Below are 18,765 nucleotides of genomic sequence, written 5' to 3' on the forward strand. Positions count from 1 at the left end.
CAAGCCGCGGGTCACCCCGCCGGTGCCTAAAGCCATTCAAGACTCTCCGGAACCTTGAGGCCATGGGTTGCAAAGCCGGGACCCAGGAGAGGAGCCAGCGAGGCTGTATCGGTTTCACAATAGGTGAAAAGGGCATCCTCCTGGAGCGATTTGACGGCCCGGGCACGGTGGCAACGGATTCCGTCAATCAGGGCACGCACGGCTCTGTTCTGCAGACACGCAACGGCATCGAGCAAAACCGGCAAGTCGCCACAGGACGGTTCGCTCGGGAAGGGCGGTCCTTCCAGCGCTTGCAAAACAGCACCGTAGATCCCCGTTTCCCAGAGCGGCGCGCCGTTGCCGGACAAGCCGGTAAGCTGTGCTGGCGCAGGCTCCCTACCGGCCGCCACGTGGCAGGGAGCCTGCGCGGCGTCCCGGCCCAGACCCGTGTCCGCATTGCGCGCCAGGCCGACCTCACCGGAAACTGTTTCAAGTGAGCCGGCCATCGTCCGGGCCTGCAAATTGCTGCGGCTTGCCATTGCGCCTCCCGGCGTGGGGCTTGCGGCCAGGCACTGTTCGATGTGCTCGTTCGTCAGCCCTGGGCTCATACAGGCGGTGACACCTGGAAGGTTGCAGGCCATCGCTTCTTCGAAATTGCGCCCAACGGCACGCAGAAGGCCGTCGAGTATGGCCGCATCCATCAGCGGGTAACCAAACCTGCATGGCACGTCGGCCTGTCCTGCCGGCCCGGCGCGTCCGCATTGCGGCAACCGGTGCAGATGATGGCCGAAGGCCGTGTCCCAGCGACGGAACGAAACATAGGCCTCACAGGCTTCGATGGCCGATTGCAGGAGGTCCTCCGGGGTGCCGGTCTCTGCCAGTGTCGCGCCCGATCCGCCGAGCGGCGCGCAGGCCCTGCCGGTGGATACCCCCCGGCCGTTCACTTCGATATTGACGAAAGTGTAGACGTAGGCGGCGGCAGCCCCTGACCACCCCTCCGGCCCGGGCGTGTAGGTTGCAGTGCCTGCCTCGAGTATCCGTAGCCGCGGCGCGGTCATGGTCCGTCTCCTCACCCCGTCTGGAACCGGCGCGGGCAAAGCCTACCGACCCTCCGCATCGTCCCTGATCCGTTCTTGTTGACACGACATTACCAATTGCGCTTCTATCGGAAAAATACGAAATATCCTCATTACTATAGATGTAATCTATGAGGAAAGATGGACAAGAGTCTGGTTCAGTTCCTGGCGGTTGCTGAAGAGGGCACGATCAGCGGCGCGGCAGCATCGCTTCTGGTCACCCAGCCAACGCTGACCTTCAACATGCGCAAGCTAGAGGAAACGTTGGGCGTGCGCCTTTTCGAACGTTCCTCGCGCGGTGTGAAGCTGACGCCCTATGGTGAAACGCTTTATGAAAACGTCATCATCATGAGCCGCCTCTATAAGAACGCCCTGAACGCGATCGAACGCCAGCGTGTTCAGAGCGAAGAAGGATTGAGCATCGGAACCGGCTACTCGTGGTGGGCCCTGTTCCTGAAACGACTTGTGTTCGAATATGGCAATCGCACTCTGGGAGCGCCGGTCAACGTATCGCTCGGCAACAAGCTGAGGTGCATGGACCAGCTCCTCGCCGGTGACATTTCACTGTTCATCGGTCACCGGATCGACGCATTGGCCCCTGGTGTTCAGGCCGACTTCATCGAAATCGGGCTGGTCCATGACGGCTATTTCGTAAGGGAAGACCATCCGCTGCTTGGCCGTGTGCGGACAGAAGCCGAGGTGGCTGCCTTCCCGACGACGCTTGCCTTTCCGCCCGAGGCCCGCCAGCAGCGGCTGTTGCTCGGCCAGGGATATGGTCAGCCCGGCGGGCAGCAACCGGAATATCTCGGGCACGCCTTCACCTCCAATTCTCTGGAAGCATGCCTGGAATACCTGCGCGCGAGTGACGCCGTCATGCGTCATACCGATCTGATGGCAGGGGAGTTTGCCCGCAAAGGCATCGCGCAGGTGAAAATGAAGCCGGACCAGGAGCCCGCGTATCAGCCGGTCGGCATTCACGTGCTACCGGAAAGGCGCTCCGACAAACGGCTCGCAGGACTGATCGATCGCATCTACGAGGAAGCGCGTGCCATCATTGCGGGCACTGCCCCTTCCGCCTGACGGCAGCGCCCGGACCGGCGGCCCTTTTACATTCCGAAACACTCCTGCAGTCGCCGGGCCAGATCATCATCCGAGGGCGGGTTGCGATGGGTGTTCTCCAGATAGATCTTCTTTTCACTTTCCGGCATAAGAAACTGCTTATGCCAGAGGAAGTAGTCTGGATTGTCGCCGAAAGAGCGGTAGAACATTCGCAGGGCATTGACCGAATAGACGGTAATCCGGACGTTGGTCAGCCAGTCCGCACGGAAAAAGTTCCGCCATTTACCGTGCTCGGCCGCCGTCATTGCCGACAGTGCTTCCTCGAATGCCCACAGAGATTGCGAGGCCAGTACAAAGGCCTGCGGATAGCATTTGCGCAGGAAGGCGTCGATGCTGCGGCACAAGAGGGCAAGGCCGGTCGCCCCCGACCTGTGGAACCTGACCTGAAACAGCATCAGGTCGCGGAAAAACGTCGCCTCACATCCCGTCAGCTCGGCAGCGGTTTCCAGGCAATTGCTCTCCAGCGCCGCAAACCGCTCGATCGCAGGTGCACTTAGCGCTTCGAACCAGGCCACTTGCCCCTCGAATGGCAACCTGTCCGTCGCCCACAGCAGGTCCTCGGCAGGTTCACGTGTTTCGCCGCGCATGACATGGCCGACCAGAGAGCGGGCCGGATGGTGGTAGAATTCGTCTCCTGCCCGGTCGTCTTCATGAGGCCCGTAGCTGATGGCGGCATCGATGAAGCCTTCGAGACAGGCGGCTGCCCGTTCCGGCGACCCGGCGAAATAGCGTCTGGAAAACGTGAGCGGGGCGAGGGCGGCATCGATTTTTCCGTCCCGCCACAGGCTGGCAAAAACATCCAGCGTGAACACATGCGGCCGCACATTTCCGCAATTGATGAGCAAGACGTCGTCCGCGCCGGCTTCGAACGCCGTCTCCAGCTCATCGACAAGCAGTACGGTGGAAACAGGCAGCATCGTCAGGTGGCTGGAGGCCTGCAGGTCGTGGAAGGTCGCGTGATAATATATGCCGTGCGGTCCGTCCTCGTCCGGCTGCGGCAGGGACGGTATGCGCATGCTGTGATTGCCCTGCCGGCGCGAGACCATGCGGCCATAGCCATTATCCGACCAGATCTTCGCGACGCCGGGCGGAAACGTGATATGGCCCTGCCGGTAGAGTTCCGTGATCTCTCCATAGAGATAGGTCAGGCACGGCGCACCGGGAATGACGGCCTGGAGCATGTCGTACTGACGGCGGATGGCGCGGCTGATCAGTGCGCCGCGTCTCTCAGGCGTGTCGTATTCGGGATCCTGCTCCCAGAAGGGACAATCACCCTGACCGCGAAACCCGAGCGTCCAGACCACGTTCCGGTCTTTCTGCCGCTCGATGGCTTCCTGCCATAGCTGCTCGAAAAGCCCGCCGTTGCGTTCGAAGCTGGCAGCGGACTCGGGAAAGGCCCGAAAGAACATTTCCGCGCCCAGGGGCTCGGCGTGATGATGGGTGAGATAAAGCCCCATCTGCGAGGCGACCTCGGCCTGGCCGCCGTTGCGCGGCAGGTCGGTGCCTGGAATAACCAGATTGCCGCCCAGCCTGAGCAGTGTCTCGAAAACCTGTGCCCAGACGTTCCGAGGGGGAGGATAGTGATCCGTCCAGCCGATCAGGCACACTTCGTCATTGATGAACCAACCGCGAAAGCGGACCCGGTGCGGCCGCGATGCGTAGTCGCTTGCCGGCACCCTGATTTCCGTCCGGGGAACCGGTTCACGATCCGCCCAAAACCAGAATGGATCAACGCCAAGCAACGTCCCCGACAGGTGGAGAATCCCATAGACGAGACCCAGATCGTCTTTCCCGATCAGCTTCAGCACCGTGCGTCCGGCATGCCGGTCAAAGCGAACGGCAAAGGATTCCGGGTCGTCGAGCTCATCCCCGGTGTCATAGCCAACCTGAATCTGTGCCCGTTCCGGCCCGCCGAATGTGAGGCTTGTCCGAAAGACCTTGCCGAAATCGCGCGCGAAAATATCCAGCGCGTTTTGAACGGGCAGCGATGGATTGCCCGGCGGACAGAGTGTTGTCTCGCTGTTCAGGATGAAATGGGAAATATCCATAATCTCATGCCCTTTTCGAGTGCTGCTGGATCAAGGCGAACCGGACACAGGTGTGCCATACGCCACGCCGCGGCCCGATGGTCGTTGGTTGCTGAAGGGGAAGGGACGGGGCCGAAAGCTTACACGCCGTCGCCCGCAGTCACTTTGTCGCGCTTGGGGTGTGCTGGTCCGGAGGACGTCGACGTGGCGCCGGCGACCGGCTCGTCTGACGTTCGCCCCTGAAGGATTTGGTTCATCTCGGCACGCAGGTTGTCGATGTGGCGCGCCATGGCCCGATGGGCTGTCGTGGACTGCCCTGCCTCGATCGCGGCGGCAATCGCATGAAAATCGCCGATCCACAATGGCCTCAGTTCGGCACCATACAACTCATCCTCAATGGGCCGGGCAGCGCTTGTCCACGCGTCGTGCAGGGTCTGCGCCATGGTCAACAGAACGCTGTTGCCGGTCTGCTGAGCGAGTTCAAGGTGAAACCCGCGAAGCGCATCCGCAAAGCGCGCGCTGTCGCCGGCCGCTGGTGCGGTGAGGCGGTGTGTAAGCTTGTTTGCCGTGCTGCCGGCGGAGCACTGGGCGGCGAGCGACGCCAGGCCGGGTTCCAGTGCCTGCCGGGCGCCGAGAAGGTCGTTCAGGCTGCCACTCGGCACTGCCTGCGGATGAAAATCCGCCGATGCGGCTGAAGTGCGCGGCAACACCACGATGCCCGCCCGTCCCTTCACCGCAACCTGCCCCGTCACTTCGAGCGCGATGATGGCTTCGCGGATAACGGGTCGGCTGACCTTGAGCTTTTCGGCAAGATCGCGCTCGGTGGGCATCCGCCATTCGGGGAGGTCGCGATGTTCCTCGATCATTCCGGCAATCCGCCGGGCAACGATCTGATACAGGCGCTGTTCGCCCCGGAAGGCCGCTCCCTTATCCGACTTGTTCATCGCTCCATCCTTCCTGGCCCGCCCTCCGGCTGTGCCGGTGCGATCCCGTCATCCTGCAATCGATTGTCACAGGTTGGTTATGCGCTTTAAAGTTTGGTAAGACCAATTATTGGCTTTGTCAATCAAGTTACCGGAAAAAACTTGCATTCTTGAGCAGAATAACCCCTCTTGACATATTGGTAATACCAATTCAAGGTTATATGGTAAGACCAACAATCAAAAGTGCCGACACGGCGAAACGTCGGCTCCAAAAGAGGAGGAACCCCTGATGCGCGTATCACAAGCGGTCAGCATGGCCGCGATCATGATCGGCGGTGCGATGGGAATGGCCCACGCCCAGGAAGTCAAGATCTTCTGCGGCGACACCGGCATCGGCTGCGCCCAGTTGCAGCCGGTCACCGACAAGTTCAACGCTGAAAATTCCGGGATGAAGGTGACGCTGGAACTCGTCAACTACGCCACCGTCCTGGACAGCCTGCCCGTGCAGCTGGAATCGGGCGAAGGCCCAGACGGTGGCATGATCACCGACCTTGGCGGCCTCAGCCGCTTCTATGTCGACCTCACGCCTTATGTGGATGTCGACTTGTTCAACCACGAGTTTCCGCAGACCCTGCAGTGGCTGCGCGGCAGCGATCCGACCGGATCGGCAATCAACGGCATGCCGGCCTCGCTCACGGTAAACGGTGCCTATGTCAACCTGACACTGTTCGAGCAGGCCGGCGTTCCGGTGCCGGGTGAGGGGGCCACCTGGGAGGAATGGGCCGAGGCGACCAGGAAGGTAGCGGAGGCAACTGGGACCGACTTCGCCATGGAAATGGACCGGTCCGGGCATCGCTTCGCCAGCCTCGCGATCAGCTATGGCGCCAGGCTCGTCGATGATGAGGGCAGGCCCGTGGTGGACGAGGGGCTCAGGAACGCGATCACCCAATTCGTCGAATGGCACAAGTCGGGCGTCATGCCGATGGATCTGTGGGGAGCCGTGGGCGGCACCACCCATCGCGAGCTGTTCTCCGATTTCCTCAATGGCAACGTGGTTCTCTACTTCGGCGGATCGTGGACCCTGTCGCGGATGGACTCGGAGGTCGGCGACCTGTTCGACTGGAGCGTTGTCCCGACACCGTGCGGCCCCTCATCCTGCACCGCCATGCCCGGCGGCCCGGCGCTCGTCGCCTTCAACTCGACAAAGCATCCCGAGGTGATGGGCAAGTTCATCAACTACATCGCGCAACCGGAAAACTATGCGCAGATCATTGCCGCGGCGGTTGAAATTCCCGCGGAAACCACAGTGGTCGAAAACGGGGTCGAGTATCCCGGCGTATCCGCCCGCACCCAGAAGGCCCTGGCAACCTTCAGCGCGCAGGTGCCGAAGATGGACGAAGCCGCCTTCAACTTCCAGGGCTGGCGCTTTCAGCGCGCGATGATGAATGCGCTGACGACCCGTATCAGTCAGGTGCTCAACAACGAGCTGACGGTAGATGCCGCCCTGGAACGGATCGAAGACGACGTCAACCTCGCCATCACCGCCGCTGGGACCCAGTGATCCACCCACCGGAGGGCGGTCACCGCTCTCCGGATTTCTTCCATTTGTACGGACGGTGCCGCCGCTGCCAACTGCCGGTGACACCGTCCGGCTGCGGCCCTGATCTTGTGAGGAGACCAGTTCCATGATTGCTACACGGCGGGTTTCAAGCCTGCTGGCCGATCTGGCCATGCTGCCGGCGCGCCTGGCGGAGCCCTTGATGAGCGGCCTGCAGCGTGCCCTCGGCATCAGGCGCATGCCGTGGGTCTTCCTGATACCCAATCTGACGGCAGTGCTGCTGTTCGCACTCCTGCCGGTGCTCATCAACGTCTTTTACTCCTTCACCGGCAGCGATCGTCTCTATCCCCGCGACCGCAACTTCGTCGGCACGTTCAACTACGACACGTTGCTCGACTGTGGGAACTACCTCGACCCTTCCTCCTGCTCGCGTGATCTGTTCTGGCGGGCCCTGCACAACAGCATGGTCTTTGTGCCGATCCAGGTCGTCTGCATGATCACCATCGCGCTGATCACGGCGATCTGTCTGAACCGCAACATTCGCGGGCGCGGTTTCTTTCGCGGGGTCTTCTTTTTTCCCGTCATGCTGTCACCGGTGGTTGTGGCCCTGACGTGGCAATGGATCCTGCAACGAGACGGAATTCTGAATGCGCTGCTGCAGGCGCTTCAGCTGCCGACCCACAACTGGCTCGCATTTCCCGACACCGCCTTCTTCTGGTCCGTATTCGTGACGGTGTGGGCGCATATGGGGTTCTACACCATCATCCTGCTGGCCGGGCTCCAGTCGATCCCGCGCGACGTCTACGAGGCCGCCAAGATGGATTCGGCCAGCAACTGGCGGGCCTTCACCCACATCACCCTGCCGCTTCTGCGCCCGGTCATGCTGGTGGTGTTCGTCCTTTGCGTCATCCGCTCCGTCCAGACCTTCGACGAACTCTACGTGTTGACGGGCGGCGGCCCCGGTTCGGCGACGATGCTCATGGTTCAATACATCTACGAGGTCGGATTTGCGTCGCAGCCGCGCAATTTCGGCATGGCAGCGGCAGCCTCGCTTCTGCTCGGCCTCCTGCTGCTGATCTTCACCGGCATCCAGATGCGCTTGTCGAGGAGTAACCGGAATGACTGACGTAGCGGCAAACCGCAATCCTAGCCGGATCGGAACTCTGCTCACCGCGCGGCGCGGCCGGGACCGATTCGATTTCACCGATGTCCTCACCTACGGATATCTGCTCCTTGGGCTGCTGATCATGTTCGTGCCGGTTGCCTGGGTGGTCCTTTCCTCGTTCAAGACCCCCGGAAACCTGTCTGAGTTTCCTCCAACGCTCTTGCCGGCGAAGATCGAAACGGCGGTGGTCGAGGGGTTCGGCGATCCGCTGCCGCTCTTCGACGTGCGCATGGAGGACGGCAGCACCAGGCGCCTCGCCCAGATCGGCCGGATCGGGCTCAACGCCCGGATGATCGATCCGGAGAACCCGGAGGCCGGCCGCATGGTCGTCAAGAGCGTGGATGCCGTGCCGGTGAGGCAATTCCATCTCGCCGTCGAGAACTATTCCCGGCTCCTGGCGACTTCGGGCACCGAAATCTGGCGCTTTGTCTACAATTCGATGTTCATCACTATCGTGGCCACGGTCATCACTCTGATCATGAATTCCATGGCCGCCTTTGCTCTGTCGAAATATCGCTTCCGCGGCAGCAATGCGGCTCTGGTGGCCATTCTGGCGACCTTGATGATTCCGGCAACGGTGGTGTTGGTTCCGACCTATCTCATCGTTGCCCAACTTGGCCTCGTGGGGAACTTGTGGGGCGTCATCCTCCCGACCGTCGCCACCCCCACGGGCGTCTTCTTGCTGCGCCAATACATGCTGACGATCCCCGACGAACTGATCGAGGCCGCGCGCATGGATCACGCCAGCGAGTGGCGCATCTTCTGGCGGATCATCCTGCCGCTGTCATCGCCGGCTCTGGCCGTGGTCGCCGTTTTCTCGATCCTGTCGCGCTGGAACGATTTCCTGCTGCCGCTGATCGTCTTGAACGACCGAGAGTCGTTCACCCTGCAACTGGCGCTCGCGTCCTATCAGAACCAGTACGAAATCCAGTACGACCAGCTTCTGGCGATGACGACGCTGACGGCACTGCCGCTCGCCTTCTCCTTCATCTTTCTGCAACGCTACATCACGTCGGGCATCGCCTCGACCGGTGTCAAATAGGGTCCCGCAAGCATGTCCAGTCTCGTTCTCAAAGACCTGAAGAAGTCGTTCGGGGCCGTCACGGTGATCCCCGGTGTCGATCTTGAAATTCAGGATGGAGAGTTTGTCGTTTTCGTCGGGCCCTCCGGATGCGGCAAATCCACGCTTCTGCGCATGATCGCAGGACTTGAAGAGGCAAGCGGAGGCGACATCAGGATTGCCGGAAGGAGCGTCGTGCGCACCGCCGCCGCCGACAGGGGCGTGGCCATGGTCTTCCAGTCCTATGCGCTTTATCCTCACATGAGCGTGCGCAAGAACCTGTCCTTCGGCCTGGAAAACATAGGCATGCCCAAGGCCGAAATCGCGAGCCGCGTGGGCCGGGCGGCCGAGTTGCTGCAAATCGATCAGTTGCTCGAGCGCCAGCCGCGCCAGCTTTCGGGCGGCCAGCGCCAGCGCGTCGCGATCGGCCGCGCAATTTGCCGCGATCCGGAGATTTTCCTCTTCGACGAGCCGCTTTCCAATCTGGATGCCGAACTGCGTGTCCTCATGCGGGTCGAGATCACCAAACTACACGAGCGGCTCGGCAACACCATGATCTACGTCACCCACGACCAGATCGAGGCCATGACGATGGCCGACAAGATCGTCGTCCTGCGCAAGGGCGTGATCGAGCAGGCCGGTCCGCCGCTGGACCTCTACAACCGTCCGCGCAATACCTTCGTTGCGGGCTTCATCGGCTCACCCCGCATGAATTTCATCAACGGCACCATCGGTCCAGGCAGCGGGGGCGAGACCGTATTCTCAACCGGAGGCGGTCTTTCGCTTCCCCTCGGCGGAAGTTATCCGGTTTCCTTGGGCGACAAGGTAACCTTGGGAATTCGCCCGGAAGACATTGAAGTTACCCAGACCGAAACCGGCTGGCCGTTGACCCTGTCCGCCGCCGAGCATCACGGGGCCAACAGTTTCCTTCATGCCTCCCTGGATGGTGACACCCCGCTTCTGGTGCAGCAACAAGGACAAAGCAGCCTCAAGTCGGGAGATCATGTCCGCGTGCATCCCAGGTCCGGAAAATGGCATCTGTTCGACGGGGACGGGAACCGCATCGACAGGATCGAATAGGATCCACCGCCAAGGCAGCTGGCGGCCGGTTTTGTCGGGACAGGGACCGGCACTGTTTCCCGGCGCGAGGCGGCATCGGTGACGCCGCTCAGCACGACGACGCGGCCGTTTGACGCCAGAGCGTTCCATGCAATGAGACCGTATCCGAGCTTCTGCTCGATCAATTGCGCCCCGGCTTACTCCAGCCAGCCTTTGGAGATCGCGAAACGTACCAGCTTGCCGCGATCGTCGATCGCGAGTTTTCGCATGGCGCGGGCGCGATAGGTGTCCACGGTCTTGTGACTGATGTGGAGGTCCAGGGCGATCTGCTTGTGGCTCATCCCGAGCGCGATGCGTTTCAGCACCGCCCGCTCCCGCTCACTGAGGCCCTCGTCATCATGATTTTCGCAGGCGCTATCGGCGCGGCCGACTGTCGCCGCGGCATAGCGCCGATCGACATAGACGCCACCATGGGCGACGACGTTCAGGGCGCGCAGGATCTGCGTGCTCTCCGCCGACATTGTCAGATAGGCCCGGAAACCGGCCTGGAGACACTGCCTCGCGCCTTCGAGCGACGGCTTGGCGACATAGGCGACGAGGCGGGTCTGAACATGCCCATTGCCGAAGGCAGCGACCAGTTCAGCGCAATCCGCGTCGAACTGGTCGGGATCGAGCACTATGATTTCGGCACCGGCGGCGGCGAGCTTGGCGGGTTCGGACGGGGATATCGTGAGCGCCTCGAAGTCGCGCAACGGGTGAGCGTCGCGCATCATTCCGGCAATCGCACCCGCGAGCACCGGATTGTCGAGAGCAAGGAGAACCATCCTTCTCGAACGATCATTATTAACGTCAGGCACAACGCTCCGACCTAACTCGCCACTCCTATGGAAGCTTGCTATCGGGATCATCTTTGCGAATTACTGATCTGGATATTGAAGCATTTCGGCCTGCATCAAGAAAAGTCGGGCCGAAGCGAAGAACATGAAGGGCACAGCCTTACGCGTGCCCGTCAAAGCCAGGATCGCTCCAAAGCGAATTCGACGATCGAAGAGCGCTTTGTCAGGCCGATCTTCTCGGAGGCGCGGGCCTTGTAGGTCTCCACCGTCTTGGTGCTGATGCCGAGTTCGTTGGCGATTTCCTTCAGGCTGAGGCCGCGCGCGACCTGCTGGAGCACATGGCGTTCCCGCGGGCTGAGAAGATCCGTCGGATCCTGCTGCAGCGGTTCTTCGCCAGTGGCCTGACACAGGTTCTCAAAACCTTCGCCGATGAATACGCCGCCCATCGCAACCGTCCGGACTGCCTCGACAATGTCGATCATTGCGCCGGATTGAGAAACGATACCGGCAAATCCTGCCTTCAGGCACTCACGTGCAAGGCCGCCGGCATAACAGGCGACATAGCCGATAACCTCCGTGTGCGCATTGGATTTGCGCAATTCAGCCATGAAGGCTGCCGGGCGGAGCCCCACCGTGTCGGGATCGACAATGACAATGTCGGGCTGCTCACGCTCAATGGAGCGCATGACCTGGCGCGGGTGACTGTCGTCGGCTCGACAAAGCCCTGCGCGCTCGCTTTCGAACAGGCTGATGACCGCGTTGGATATTACCGAGTTGGAACTGACAATCACCACAACGGGAAGTTTAACAAAAGAACTCATCCGCCTCTCCTTCGAAAAGTCCCTGCTCCCTTAATGGTAAACGGGGAGGATAGTTCCAATTTCTTTTCACGTTTGGAATGTAGGAGAGGGCAAGGCCTGTGGGGATTGGCGATATGCCGTGAAGGCGTATGGCCTACAGCGGATCAGCCAGCGTTTTTCATGTCTTACTTAAGGGAAGTTTTCTGGCGACCGCGGGGTCCGGCGGCTCTGCGGCAGCCATCGTACAGGGCTCCGCTGACGGAACCTCACGAACCGGGTCGCCAGCTCACACGCAGTGGAGAAACCGGGCGGCCGGCTGGCGGCCGCCCGGCATCAGGTCAGAACGACAGGTCGTCAACCGGCGCTTGTTCAAACTCCGTGCTGCTTTCCAGCGAAAGGCTGTCCGCATCCGCGTCGTCGGCGAGTGCCACCAGTGAATCTCCCGACATTACGGCTGCATCGAGGAGGTCGTCGTTGTCAAGGAACAGCTGCGGATCGAAGGGTTCGACGCCGGCGAAGATCCCGTCGACGGCATCTGTTCCGTGCCAGGACATGTCCGACACGCGCAAGGCCGCATCGTTGAAGACCAGCCACTCGATCTCCTGCAGGAAATCCTTGCCATCGCTGCCGATCCGATCGTCGACCTCGATCCCGTCGCCAGAGCTCCCGATGCGGAAGTCGGCCCGATTTCCGGCGTAGTGTGCCTGGTCGATGCCGTCGCCACCTATCAGGGTGTCGTAGCCCGTGCCGCCGATCAGCACGTCATTGCCCAGACCACCGGTCAGATGGTCGTGGCCACCGGCCCCATCCAGCCAGGCACCGCTATCATAGCCCTCGACAGTGTCAGCCAGCCGCGTGCCGACAACCGTGCCAAAACGGACGTGGTTGGCGTCGGCATCGGTGACCGATCCGTAATGTGTGCCTTCGGTGTTCACGAAGAGCGTCGGGCTGATGATGTCCGAGTTTGCATCGCGGATGGAGCTGTCGACCACCACAGTGTTGGAATGATCTCGCCCGCCGTGGAAGTTGATGTCACGGTCGGTGCTGAGAACATGCACCTCGTTGCCCGCGGCCGAACGCCACGAGGCGAAGACGACCGAGTGGCGCATGTCGAGGTCCGACAGGTTGGCGAAGGTGCTGTCGTAGACGTCGCGGATCTGCAAGGCGTAGCCGTTGCCGCCGGACCCCTTGTTGTGTGCACCCGTCATCGTCAGTCCGTCCGCCGTCATCTCGCGGCTCAGCGCAACGTTGACACCGAGCGACGGCACGTCGTCGGCACGGATGTCATGCAGATACAGTCCCGAAGTGCCCTCGACCTGCACGACCGCGTCGCGATTGTACTCGCTCAGCGTATTCTCGAATTCCGAGGGATCGGCCGTGCCCAGTCCATAGTCGACGCTGAACCCGCCCAGCTTGACGTCCCGGACGAGGTCGATTTCCTGCACCTTGGTCTCAGAGCGGGTAAAATCGAAATGGAGGCCTGACGCCAGATGAATGGTATTGCCGTCGACACTTGCGACTTCGATGATCGACGTCCGCAGCGGGACATCCGTGTTGCGCCAGCTATAGTCGCCGATCTCGTCGTAGAACTCCTCGGTGCTTTCGCGCGCCAGGTAGATGAAGTCGCCAGCCTGGAATCCGTGGCCGCCGTCGAGAGTGAGGAGGGTATCCCCCTCCATGGCGTCGGCGTTCAGGAGATAGCTGCCCGAGCGCGATCCGTCACCGACAGCAAATGCTTCCTGGCCAAGGCCGTCGACGCGGATGATGGTCTCGCCCGAACCGGCACCCTCGAGCGCAATTCCGTCGCGGTCGAGACGGACCGTGCTGTCGAAATCATAGGTGCCGGCGGCAAGCCGGATGGTCGTGCCGGCCTCTGCGGTATCGATGATCGACTGCAGCCGCGCGGCTGTCGTGTCCGGTCCCAGTTCGATCACCGGGCCATCGGCCGGCGCGGGCTCCGGAGTCGGCTCGGGAGCAGGCGTGGGCTCCGGCTCTGGGCTCGGCGTGGGCTCGGGCTCCGGAGTCGGCTCGGGTTCGGGAGCAGGCGCCGGCTGCAACGTCGAGTCGCCGGACGACGTCAGCGTGATCGGAGCATTCGGATCGCCATCGGCCGTAAACCCGACTTTGTAGCTTTCGCCGGGTGCCAGGCCGGCATCGCTGACAGTTACCCGCCAGTGGCCGTCGGCGATCTCTTCATGCGTGCCGTTCCACAGTTTCTTGATCTCTCCGTCAAAGGCGATCTCGAAAACGAGGTCCTGCACTTCGACGTCACCATTGTTGGTAACCGTCACATCGCATGTGAAGCCGCTGGACCAGGAGTTTCGAATGGTCGCGTCCATTGCAAATAGGTCGGCTTCGGGTTGCGATGGATCACTAGTCTCAGGCGCAGGTTCGGGCGCGGGTTCCGGCTCGGGTGCGGGCTCTGGTTCAGCTGTCGGTTCAGACCCCGGCTGCGAATTGCTCAGGAAAACTTCTGCATCGGGCGCGGCTTCAGCCGTAAAGCCGAGCTCATAACTTTCCCCCGGTGCCAGGTTGGCGTTTTCGACGCTGACACGCCACAGGCCGGTGGCGACCTGTTCATAGGTGCCCCGCCACAGGTTTTCAATAGTGCCTTCGAACGAAAGGTAAAATTCTAGATTCTGCAGCGGAGCATCGCCGCCGTTGGTAGCCGTAATGTAGCTGGTAAAGCCATCGGACCAGGTGTTGCCTCTGGTCGTTTCGAGAACCAGCGTCTCTCCGCCGGAGGGGGAGTCGATGCTGGTTTCCGGATCGGGCTCGAGTGCTTCGGCGCTTCCCACGGGTGAAACCACGGCAGGGTCCGACGGGTCGCCCTCAACAATGACGCCGATTTTGTATGTGTCGCCGGGTTGAAGCCCGACATCGGCCGATACCCGATAGCTGCCCTGGCCGTCAGTGGTCCAGTCGGCGCTCCAAAGTTTGTCGATAAGACCGTCGAGCGCCATGTCGAATTGGATGTTATCGAGGCGGGTGGTGCCATCGTTGCTGACGGTTATCTCCATCTTGTAACGATCGCCCCACGCTTCCACTACAGAAGACGAGAGAGTGTAAATAGACAAGGTTGTTGTCCTGCATAGCTGTTGTCTTCCGGTGGGCAACCGGAACCCCCATTTATCCACATGACGATTGTTTCCCGGCCGGCCGGACCCCGAGGGTCGGCGTGGCACTTGGATGGTCCGTGCGACGTCCCACGAGCCGGTCTGCGGGTAGAAGTTGTCTGAAAAGAGGCAGCAGGGCGGGTTCGAAAGCGACCGGATTACCGATCGCCGCCAGACTCGTCGCCTGTTTCCGACGGTGAAGAACGCCCGTCGGCATCCTGCCAGGCGAGCTTGCCGTCTTCCGTGCGCTGCCACAGCGTAGACTGGGAACCGCCCAGCTTCGAGTTTGCTAAGGGGCGGAACTCGCTGACAAACTTTTCCAGCGCAGGCGCGTCGAAACGGGACAGATAGACCTCCGCCCAAGCAAGTTCGTAGGACTTCAACTCGTCGTCACTCGTGAAGTAGAGCTGTGGCTCGCCGGCCTTTTCGTTGGCCAATTCCGGCTCGTCAAAGGCTCGTGGGACAAACTTCACGATTCTGTGGATAGCCCCGTCGCAGTTCTCGAACACGTTCTCGCCCTCCTCCATGAGCAGCGCTGCGGCTGTCACCAGCGGTGCCGTGGCATGCAACTGGTAGTGCAGTGCGCGGGGGCCCCGACCCATCTCCAGTGGCAGCGCTCCATCTTCGTCAGCCTGACAGGCAACGAGACGAACCGTGTCGGCTGCCCAGGTGCGAAGCTCCTCGTCGCCCGTGATTTCCGACACTGCCGCTGCCGCCAACCCGGCCCACGCACGCAAATTGTTGCGGCTGGCTTTTGGAGGCGCATCGGAGGAATCGAACCATTGGGCCGATTCCTCCATCCGCTCGCTCAGCCAGTCTTCGATCGTTTGCCGCCGGTCCTCGTCCAGGTTGGTCGCCACGGGGGCGGCCTGCAGATAGGCAAGCGCGAAGCCGCCAACGCGGGCGGGCGATGAAAGTTGTGCGTTCATCGTCTCAAGTTCGCTCATGGCGTTGGCGTCGGCCCATTGGGCGATCGCATCGACCACGCAATTGGCGGCGTCGGCGTCGTTTTCCTCGACCGCGGTATTGGCACCCTTGGCAAGGTCGACGATCAGGTCATCGATCGGTTCGAGTGCCGCATCGACGGCGGCGTCGGCTTCCTTGTCGATGTCGGATCGATCCTTGCTGTCATCCGTGTAGCGGCTGCCGTAGGACAGCGAAACAATCGGTTCAGGTACCTCGAAGCAGGCCGCGCTTGTCTCCGCCGCCGCCCGATCCGGGGTGAGCCCGAAGCCGGCGACGGCCGCGATTGCAAGAATTGTCCGCGCAAATCTCATTGACCAGTCTCCGTGTTCATCTGGAGAAGGCGCAGGCTGGCCTGCGCTTCGGGATTGCCTGCTTCCGCGGCGCGGCGCAACCAATGTCGGGACTCTTCGACCGACGGCTCCACTGCCGCCCCCAGGGCGTAGGCCTGGGAAAGTTGCAGCATGGCGTGTGAATGCCCCTGCTCGGCAGCCGCCTGCAGCAAGTCCGCGTATTCCTGCAAGTCCTCCGTCCCCGTTGCCGCGTCGCGCACTCGTTGCGCCAGGGCAAACTGGGCTTTGGGCTCGCCGGCTTCTGCGGCCCTGCGCAGCGCGGCCGTGGTGTCGGTTTGTTGTTCCACAAGACTCTGTACTTCGGGTTTGGCAAATCTAAGCTGATTCAACGCAGCCGAGACCATGTCGTTCCGTTTTCCCTCGATCAGATCCACATAGAAGGTTGCCAGGGTCCGGTCGTCGAAGCTGATGCCGTTGTCCTCGGTTCGGTGGAGAGACAGCAGGCGCATCGCGGCGGGGCCATGCCCGGCCGTGCGGCCGCGATCAAGCAGTTCGAGCGCCTGTTCCACCGCGGCTTCGCCGCCAACCTCCAGATAGGTGTCGGCGACCAGCACATAGGTCCAGCCTTCCTCTGCCAGCGCCTCTGCCACGCCGAGCCAGTGCACGGCTTCCTCGTGCTGGCCGAGCGCGTTAAGCGCTTCGGCCATGGTGACCGACTCATCCACATGACAGTTGAGCGCGGCCCGGAACCGGTTGAGGTAGTCCTCACGGGCTGCCTCATCGACGAACGGCAGCGCAAAGGTGATTGCATCGGCATCGCCGTTCTTCTCGATAACCTCGCGATAGCGCTCCCAGATCGCACGGCGTACCTCCGGTCCGCCGTCCTCGAGCCGGACAAGCGACCGAAGTCCGATCCCCTTGCCCTGAGCGGCGAGACGTTCGGCCAATTTCCGGCGCGTTTCCGGATCGGCATCCGCTCTCTCCAGCGCCCGCAGAAGGTGGAACGCGGCGTTCGGTTCGCCTGCCTCCATCGCCTGGCGCAGCTGCTCAAATCCTTTCTCGCGCTCCTCGGGCGTGGCGGCAAGCTTCAGCGTGTTGCGGGCGATCCGGGTCAGCGGCTCGCCGTCCAACCTCGTCGCCCGGTCGATCAGGAGATCGAGGCGCCCCTGCACGGCATCGCTTTTCCGCGCCATGCGCGCATAAAGCGCAACCGCACGGGACCGGCCCACAATCGCCTGCGACTGCAGCTCGGCGGCAAGTTGCGGGTCGGCTTCGGCAAGCACTTCGCGCAACTGTTCAGGCTCCGCCTCGAACGTGAGATTGCCGACGTTCTCCTGCAGTCCCTTCCAGTAGGCGGCACGCTGCGGGTAAGGCCCTTCCGGGGCACGGCACATCCAGGCATGCTCAAGCTTTTCCATCACACCACTGTTGCCGTGGATTGATGCAAGCCGCTGCAGACGACTGATGAGGTCGAGAAAGGCCTGCGGGTCGTCGGCGTGGCGAAATCCGATCTCGGCGAGCCGCAATGCCGCCGACAGATGGTCGGGTTCGACTTCGAGTGCACGCTGGAGCAGCTCCACGGCCTTTTCCTCGCCGGCCCATCGTCCCTCCGAGGCCAGCGTCAGATCCGCCAGTTTGGCCAGCGCCCAGGCTTCCGGACCGAATTCTTCGGTCAGGCGCCCAAGCGTATCCATCAGCCTCGCTCGGGCTTCCGGGTCGTCATCCGCCTGCCTTTCGATAAGGCTTGCCAGTCTGACCAGACCGGCACGCTCGCCATTGTCAGCCGCCTTCGCATAGAGCTCTTCGGCGCGCGAAAAATCCCGCGGCAGCAGCGCACCATGCTCATACAGCTTGCCGAGTTCGACCTGGGCATATGCCAGACCGCCTTCGGCCGCCTGCCTGAGATATTCGACGAGAACGGAGTTGTCCTTTTCGAAGCCATCCGCCTCCAGATGCAGTTTCGCCAGATCCCACGCAGCATTGAAGTCGCCGAGATCTGCGGCCAGACGGTACCAGCGCGCGGCCAGCTGCGGGTTGCGGGCAACCAGCCCACCTCGGGCGAACTCGTGGGCGATCCGGCTCATGCGGTCGCAGATCCGCTCATCCAGCTGGCCCACCAGGCTACCGAAGGCGAGCGTCACGGCCAGTTCGGGCTCGATCTGCCAGTTCGGCACCTTTTCACCTTCAGCAGTCATTTCGGCGAGCCGCAAGAGTGCCTCCGCGTGCCCGGCATAGGCGGCGGCGGCGAGCAGTTCGAGCCCCTGTGCCTCGTCGCGTTCGGCGGCAATGCCGTCGAGCAGCAGTTCGGCGGCGGTGTGTTGGGCACGGCGCGATCCGCCGGCGCCAACCAGGCGTTCGACCAGAGCCTCTTCGCGCACCGTTTTGGTCTGTCCTGCTGCGATCAGCAGCTCGATGCGGTCGAGCAAACGGTCCTCGGGACCGTAGGACGGATCACGCTGCTGCAGCAGGTCATACGCCGTTGAGACCGTGTCGAACCACCGTTCGGCATCGATCGACCGCAAGAGCCGCAGGTCCCGCCGAATCAGCGCGGTGGAGCGGTCGTCGAGCTGTTTGCCGCTCCAGTCCTGCCAGCGTGCGATCAGTTCATGCCGCGGGGGTCGCGGCTCGCAAATGGCGCGCCTTGGAATATCGGGCGGTTCGAATGTCACCTCGAGTGGTGCGGCGCGCGCCGGAGCCGGCAGCGACACCGCGAGAGCCAATACCGCCGAAACCACGGCGGAACGGTATGCAAGGGGTAGTCTCATAATCCGCGCGCTCCTTCCCAATTCAG

At 62.1% G+C, this 18,765-nt stretch carries 13 protein-coding genes; 5 read left to right on the plus strand and 8 right to left on the minus strand.

Translation table 11 applies throughout. The features are described from left to right. Window positions 1-26 precede the first annotated feature (26 nt). Window positions 27-1,037 carry a hypothetical protein gene (locus ON753_RS02760; RefSeq protein WP_265961030.1) on the minus strand — a complete coding sequence of 337 codons (1,011 nt, stop codon included), beginning with the start codon at window positions 1,035-1,037 and terminating at the stop codon, window positions 27-29. Window positions 1,038-1,196: 159 nt separating this feature from the next. On the opposite strand from ON753_RS02760, the gene ON753_RS02765 reads away from it, so the two are divergent. Beyond that, window positions 1,197-2,135, plus strand: coding sequence for a LysR family transcriptional regulator (locus ON753_RS02765; RefSeq protein ID WP_265961031.1), 939 nt, complete (start codon window positions 1,197-1,199; stop codon window positions 2,133-2,135). A 26-nt stretch (window positions 2,136-2,161) separates the two neighbouring features. On the opposite strand, the gene ON753_RS02770 is transcribed toward ON753_RS02765, so the two are convergent. Continuing rightward, window positions 2,162-4,222, minus strand: coding sequence for a glycosyl hydrolase 115 family protein (locus ON753_RS02770; RefSeq protein ID WP_265961032.1), 2,061 nt, complete (start codon window positions 4,220-4,222; stop codon window positions 2,162-2,164). A 119-nt stretch (window positions 4,223-4,341) separates the two neighbouring features. After that, entirely contained in the window at window positions 4,342-5,145 is an 804-nt protein-coding gene (locus tag ON753_RS02775; protein WP_265961033.1) for a FadR/GntR family transcriptional regulator, read from the minus strand. A gap of 268 nt (window positions 5,146-5,413) precedes the next feature. Between ON753_RS02775 and ON753_RS02780 the strand changes: the two genes are divergently transcribed. From ON753_RS02780 to ON753_RS02795, 4 genes are all read left to right on the plus strand, one after another. Next, window positions 5,414-6,685 carry an ABC transporter substrate-binding protein gene (locus ON753_RS02780; protein WP_265961034.1) on the plus strand — a complete coding sequence of 424 codons (1,272 nt, stop codon included), beginning with the start codon at window positions 5,414-5,416 and terminating at the stop codon, window positions 6,683-6,685. A gap of 169 nt (window positions 6,686-6,854) precedes the next feature. After that, window positions 6,855-7,808: a carbohydrate ABC transporter permease gene (locus tag ON753_RS02785; protein ID WP_377046876.1), complete on the plus strand. Its 954-nt coding sequence runs from the start codon at window positions 6,855-6,857 to the stop codon at window positions 7,806-7,808. Beyond that, the gene (locus ON753_RS02790) at window positions 7,801-8,889 is read left to right on the plus strand and encodes a carbohydrate ABC transporter permease (protein WP_265961035.1); all 1,089 of its coding nucleotides are present in this window, start codon (window positions 7,801-7,803) and stop codon (window positions 8,887-8,889) included. The genes ON753_RS02785 and ON753_RS02790 overlap by 8 nt, the downstream gene beginning before the upstream one ends. Window positions 8,890-8,901: 12 nt before the next feature. After that, on the plus strand, window positions 8,902-9,987 hold the full coding sequence (locus tag ON753_RS02795; protein WP_265961036.1) for an ABC transporter ATP-binding protein: 1,086 nt from the start codon (window positions 8,902-8,904) through the stop codon (window positions 9,985-9,987). 176 nt (window positions 9,988-10,163) lie between these two features. Here the strand turns inward: ON753_RS02795 and ON753_RS02800 are convergent, their stop codons facing one another. The 5 genes from ON753_RS02800 to ON753_RS02820 all read right to left on the minus strand — a co-directional run bounded on the left by ON753_RS02800 (window position 10,164) and on the right by ON753_RS02820 (window position 18,739). Next, window positions 10,164-10,790, minus strand: coding sequence for a response regulator transcription factor (locus ON753_RS02800; protein WP_265961037.1), 627 nt, complete (start codon window positions 10,788-10,790; stop codon window positions 10,164-10,166). A gap of 185 nt (window positions 10,791-10,975) precedes the next feature. Beyond that, on the minus strand, window positions 10,976-11,623 hold the full coding sequence (locus tag ON753_RS02805; protein ID WP_265961038.1) for a response regulator transcription factor: 648 nt from the start codon (window positions 11,621-11,623) through the stop codon (window positions 10,976-10,978). A gap of 317 nt (window positions 11,624-11,940) precedes the next feature. Then, window positions 11,941-14,679, minus strand: a complete 2,739-nt coding sequence (locus ON753_RS02810; RefSeq protein WP_265961039.1) for a cellulose binding domain-containing protein — start codon at window positions 14,677-14,679, stop codon at window positions 11,941-11,943. 197 nt (window positions 14,680-14,876) lie between these two features. Further along, a complete protein-coding gene (locus ON753_RS02815; protein ID WP_265961040.1) occupies window positions 14,877-15,995 on the minus strand; it encodes an alginate lyase family protein in 1,119 nt (372 codons plus the stop codon). Beyond that, window positions 15,992-18,739, minus strand: coding sequence for a tetratricopeptide repeat protein (locus ON753_RS02820; RefSeq protein ID WP_265961041.1), 2,748 nt, complete (start codon window positions 18,737-18,739; stop codon window positions 15,992-15,994). The genes ON753_RS02815 and ON753_RS02820 overlap by 4 nt, the downstream gene beginning before the upstream one ends. Window positions 18,740-18,765: the final 26 nt, after the last annotated feature.

Source organism: Roseibium salinum (assembly GCF_026240905.1).
In the GTDB taxonomy this organism is placed as follows: domain Bacteria; phylum Pseudomonadota; class Alphaproteobacteria; order Rhizobiales; family Stappiaceae; genus Roseibium; species Roseibium salinum.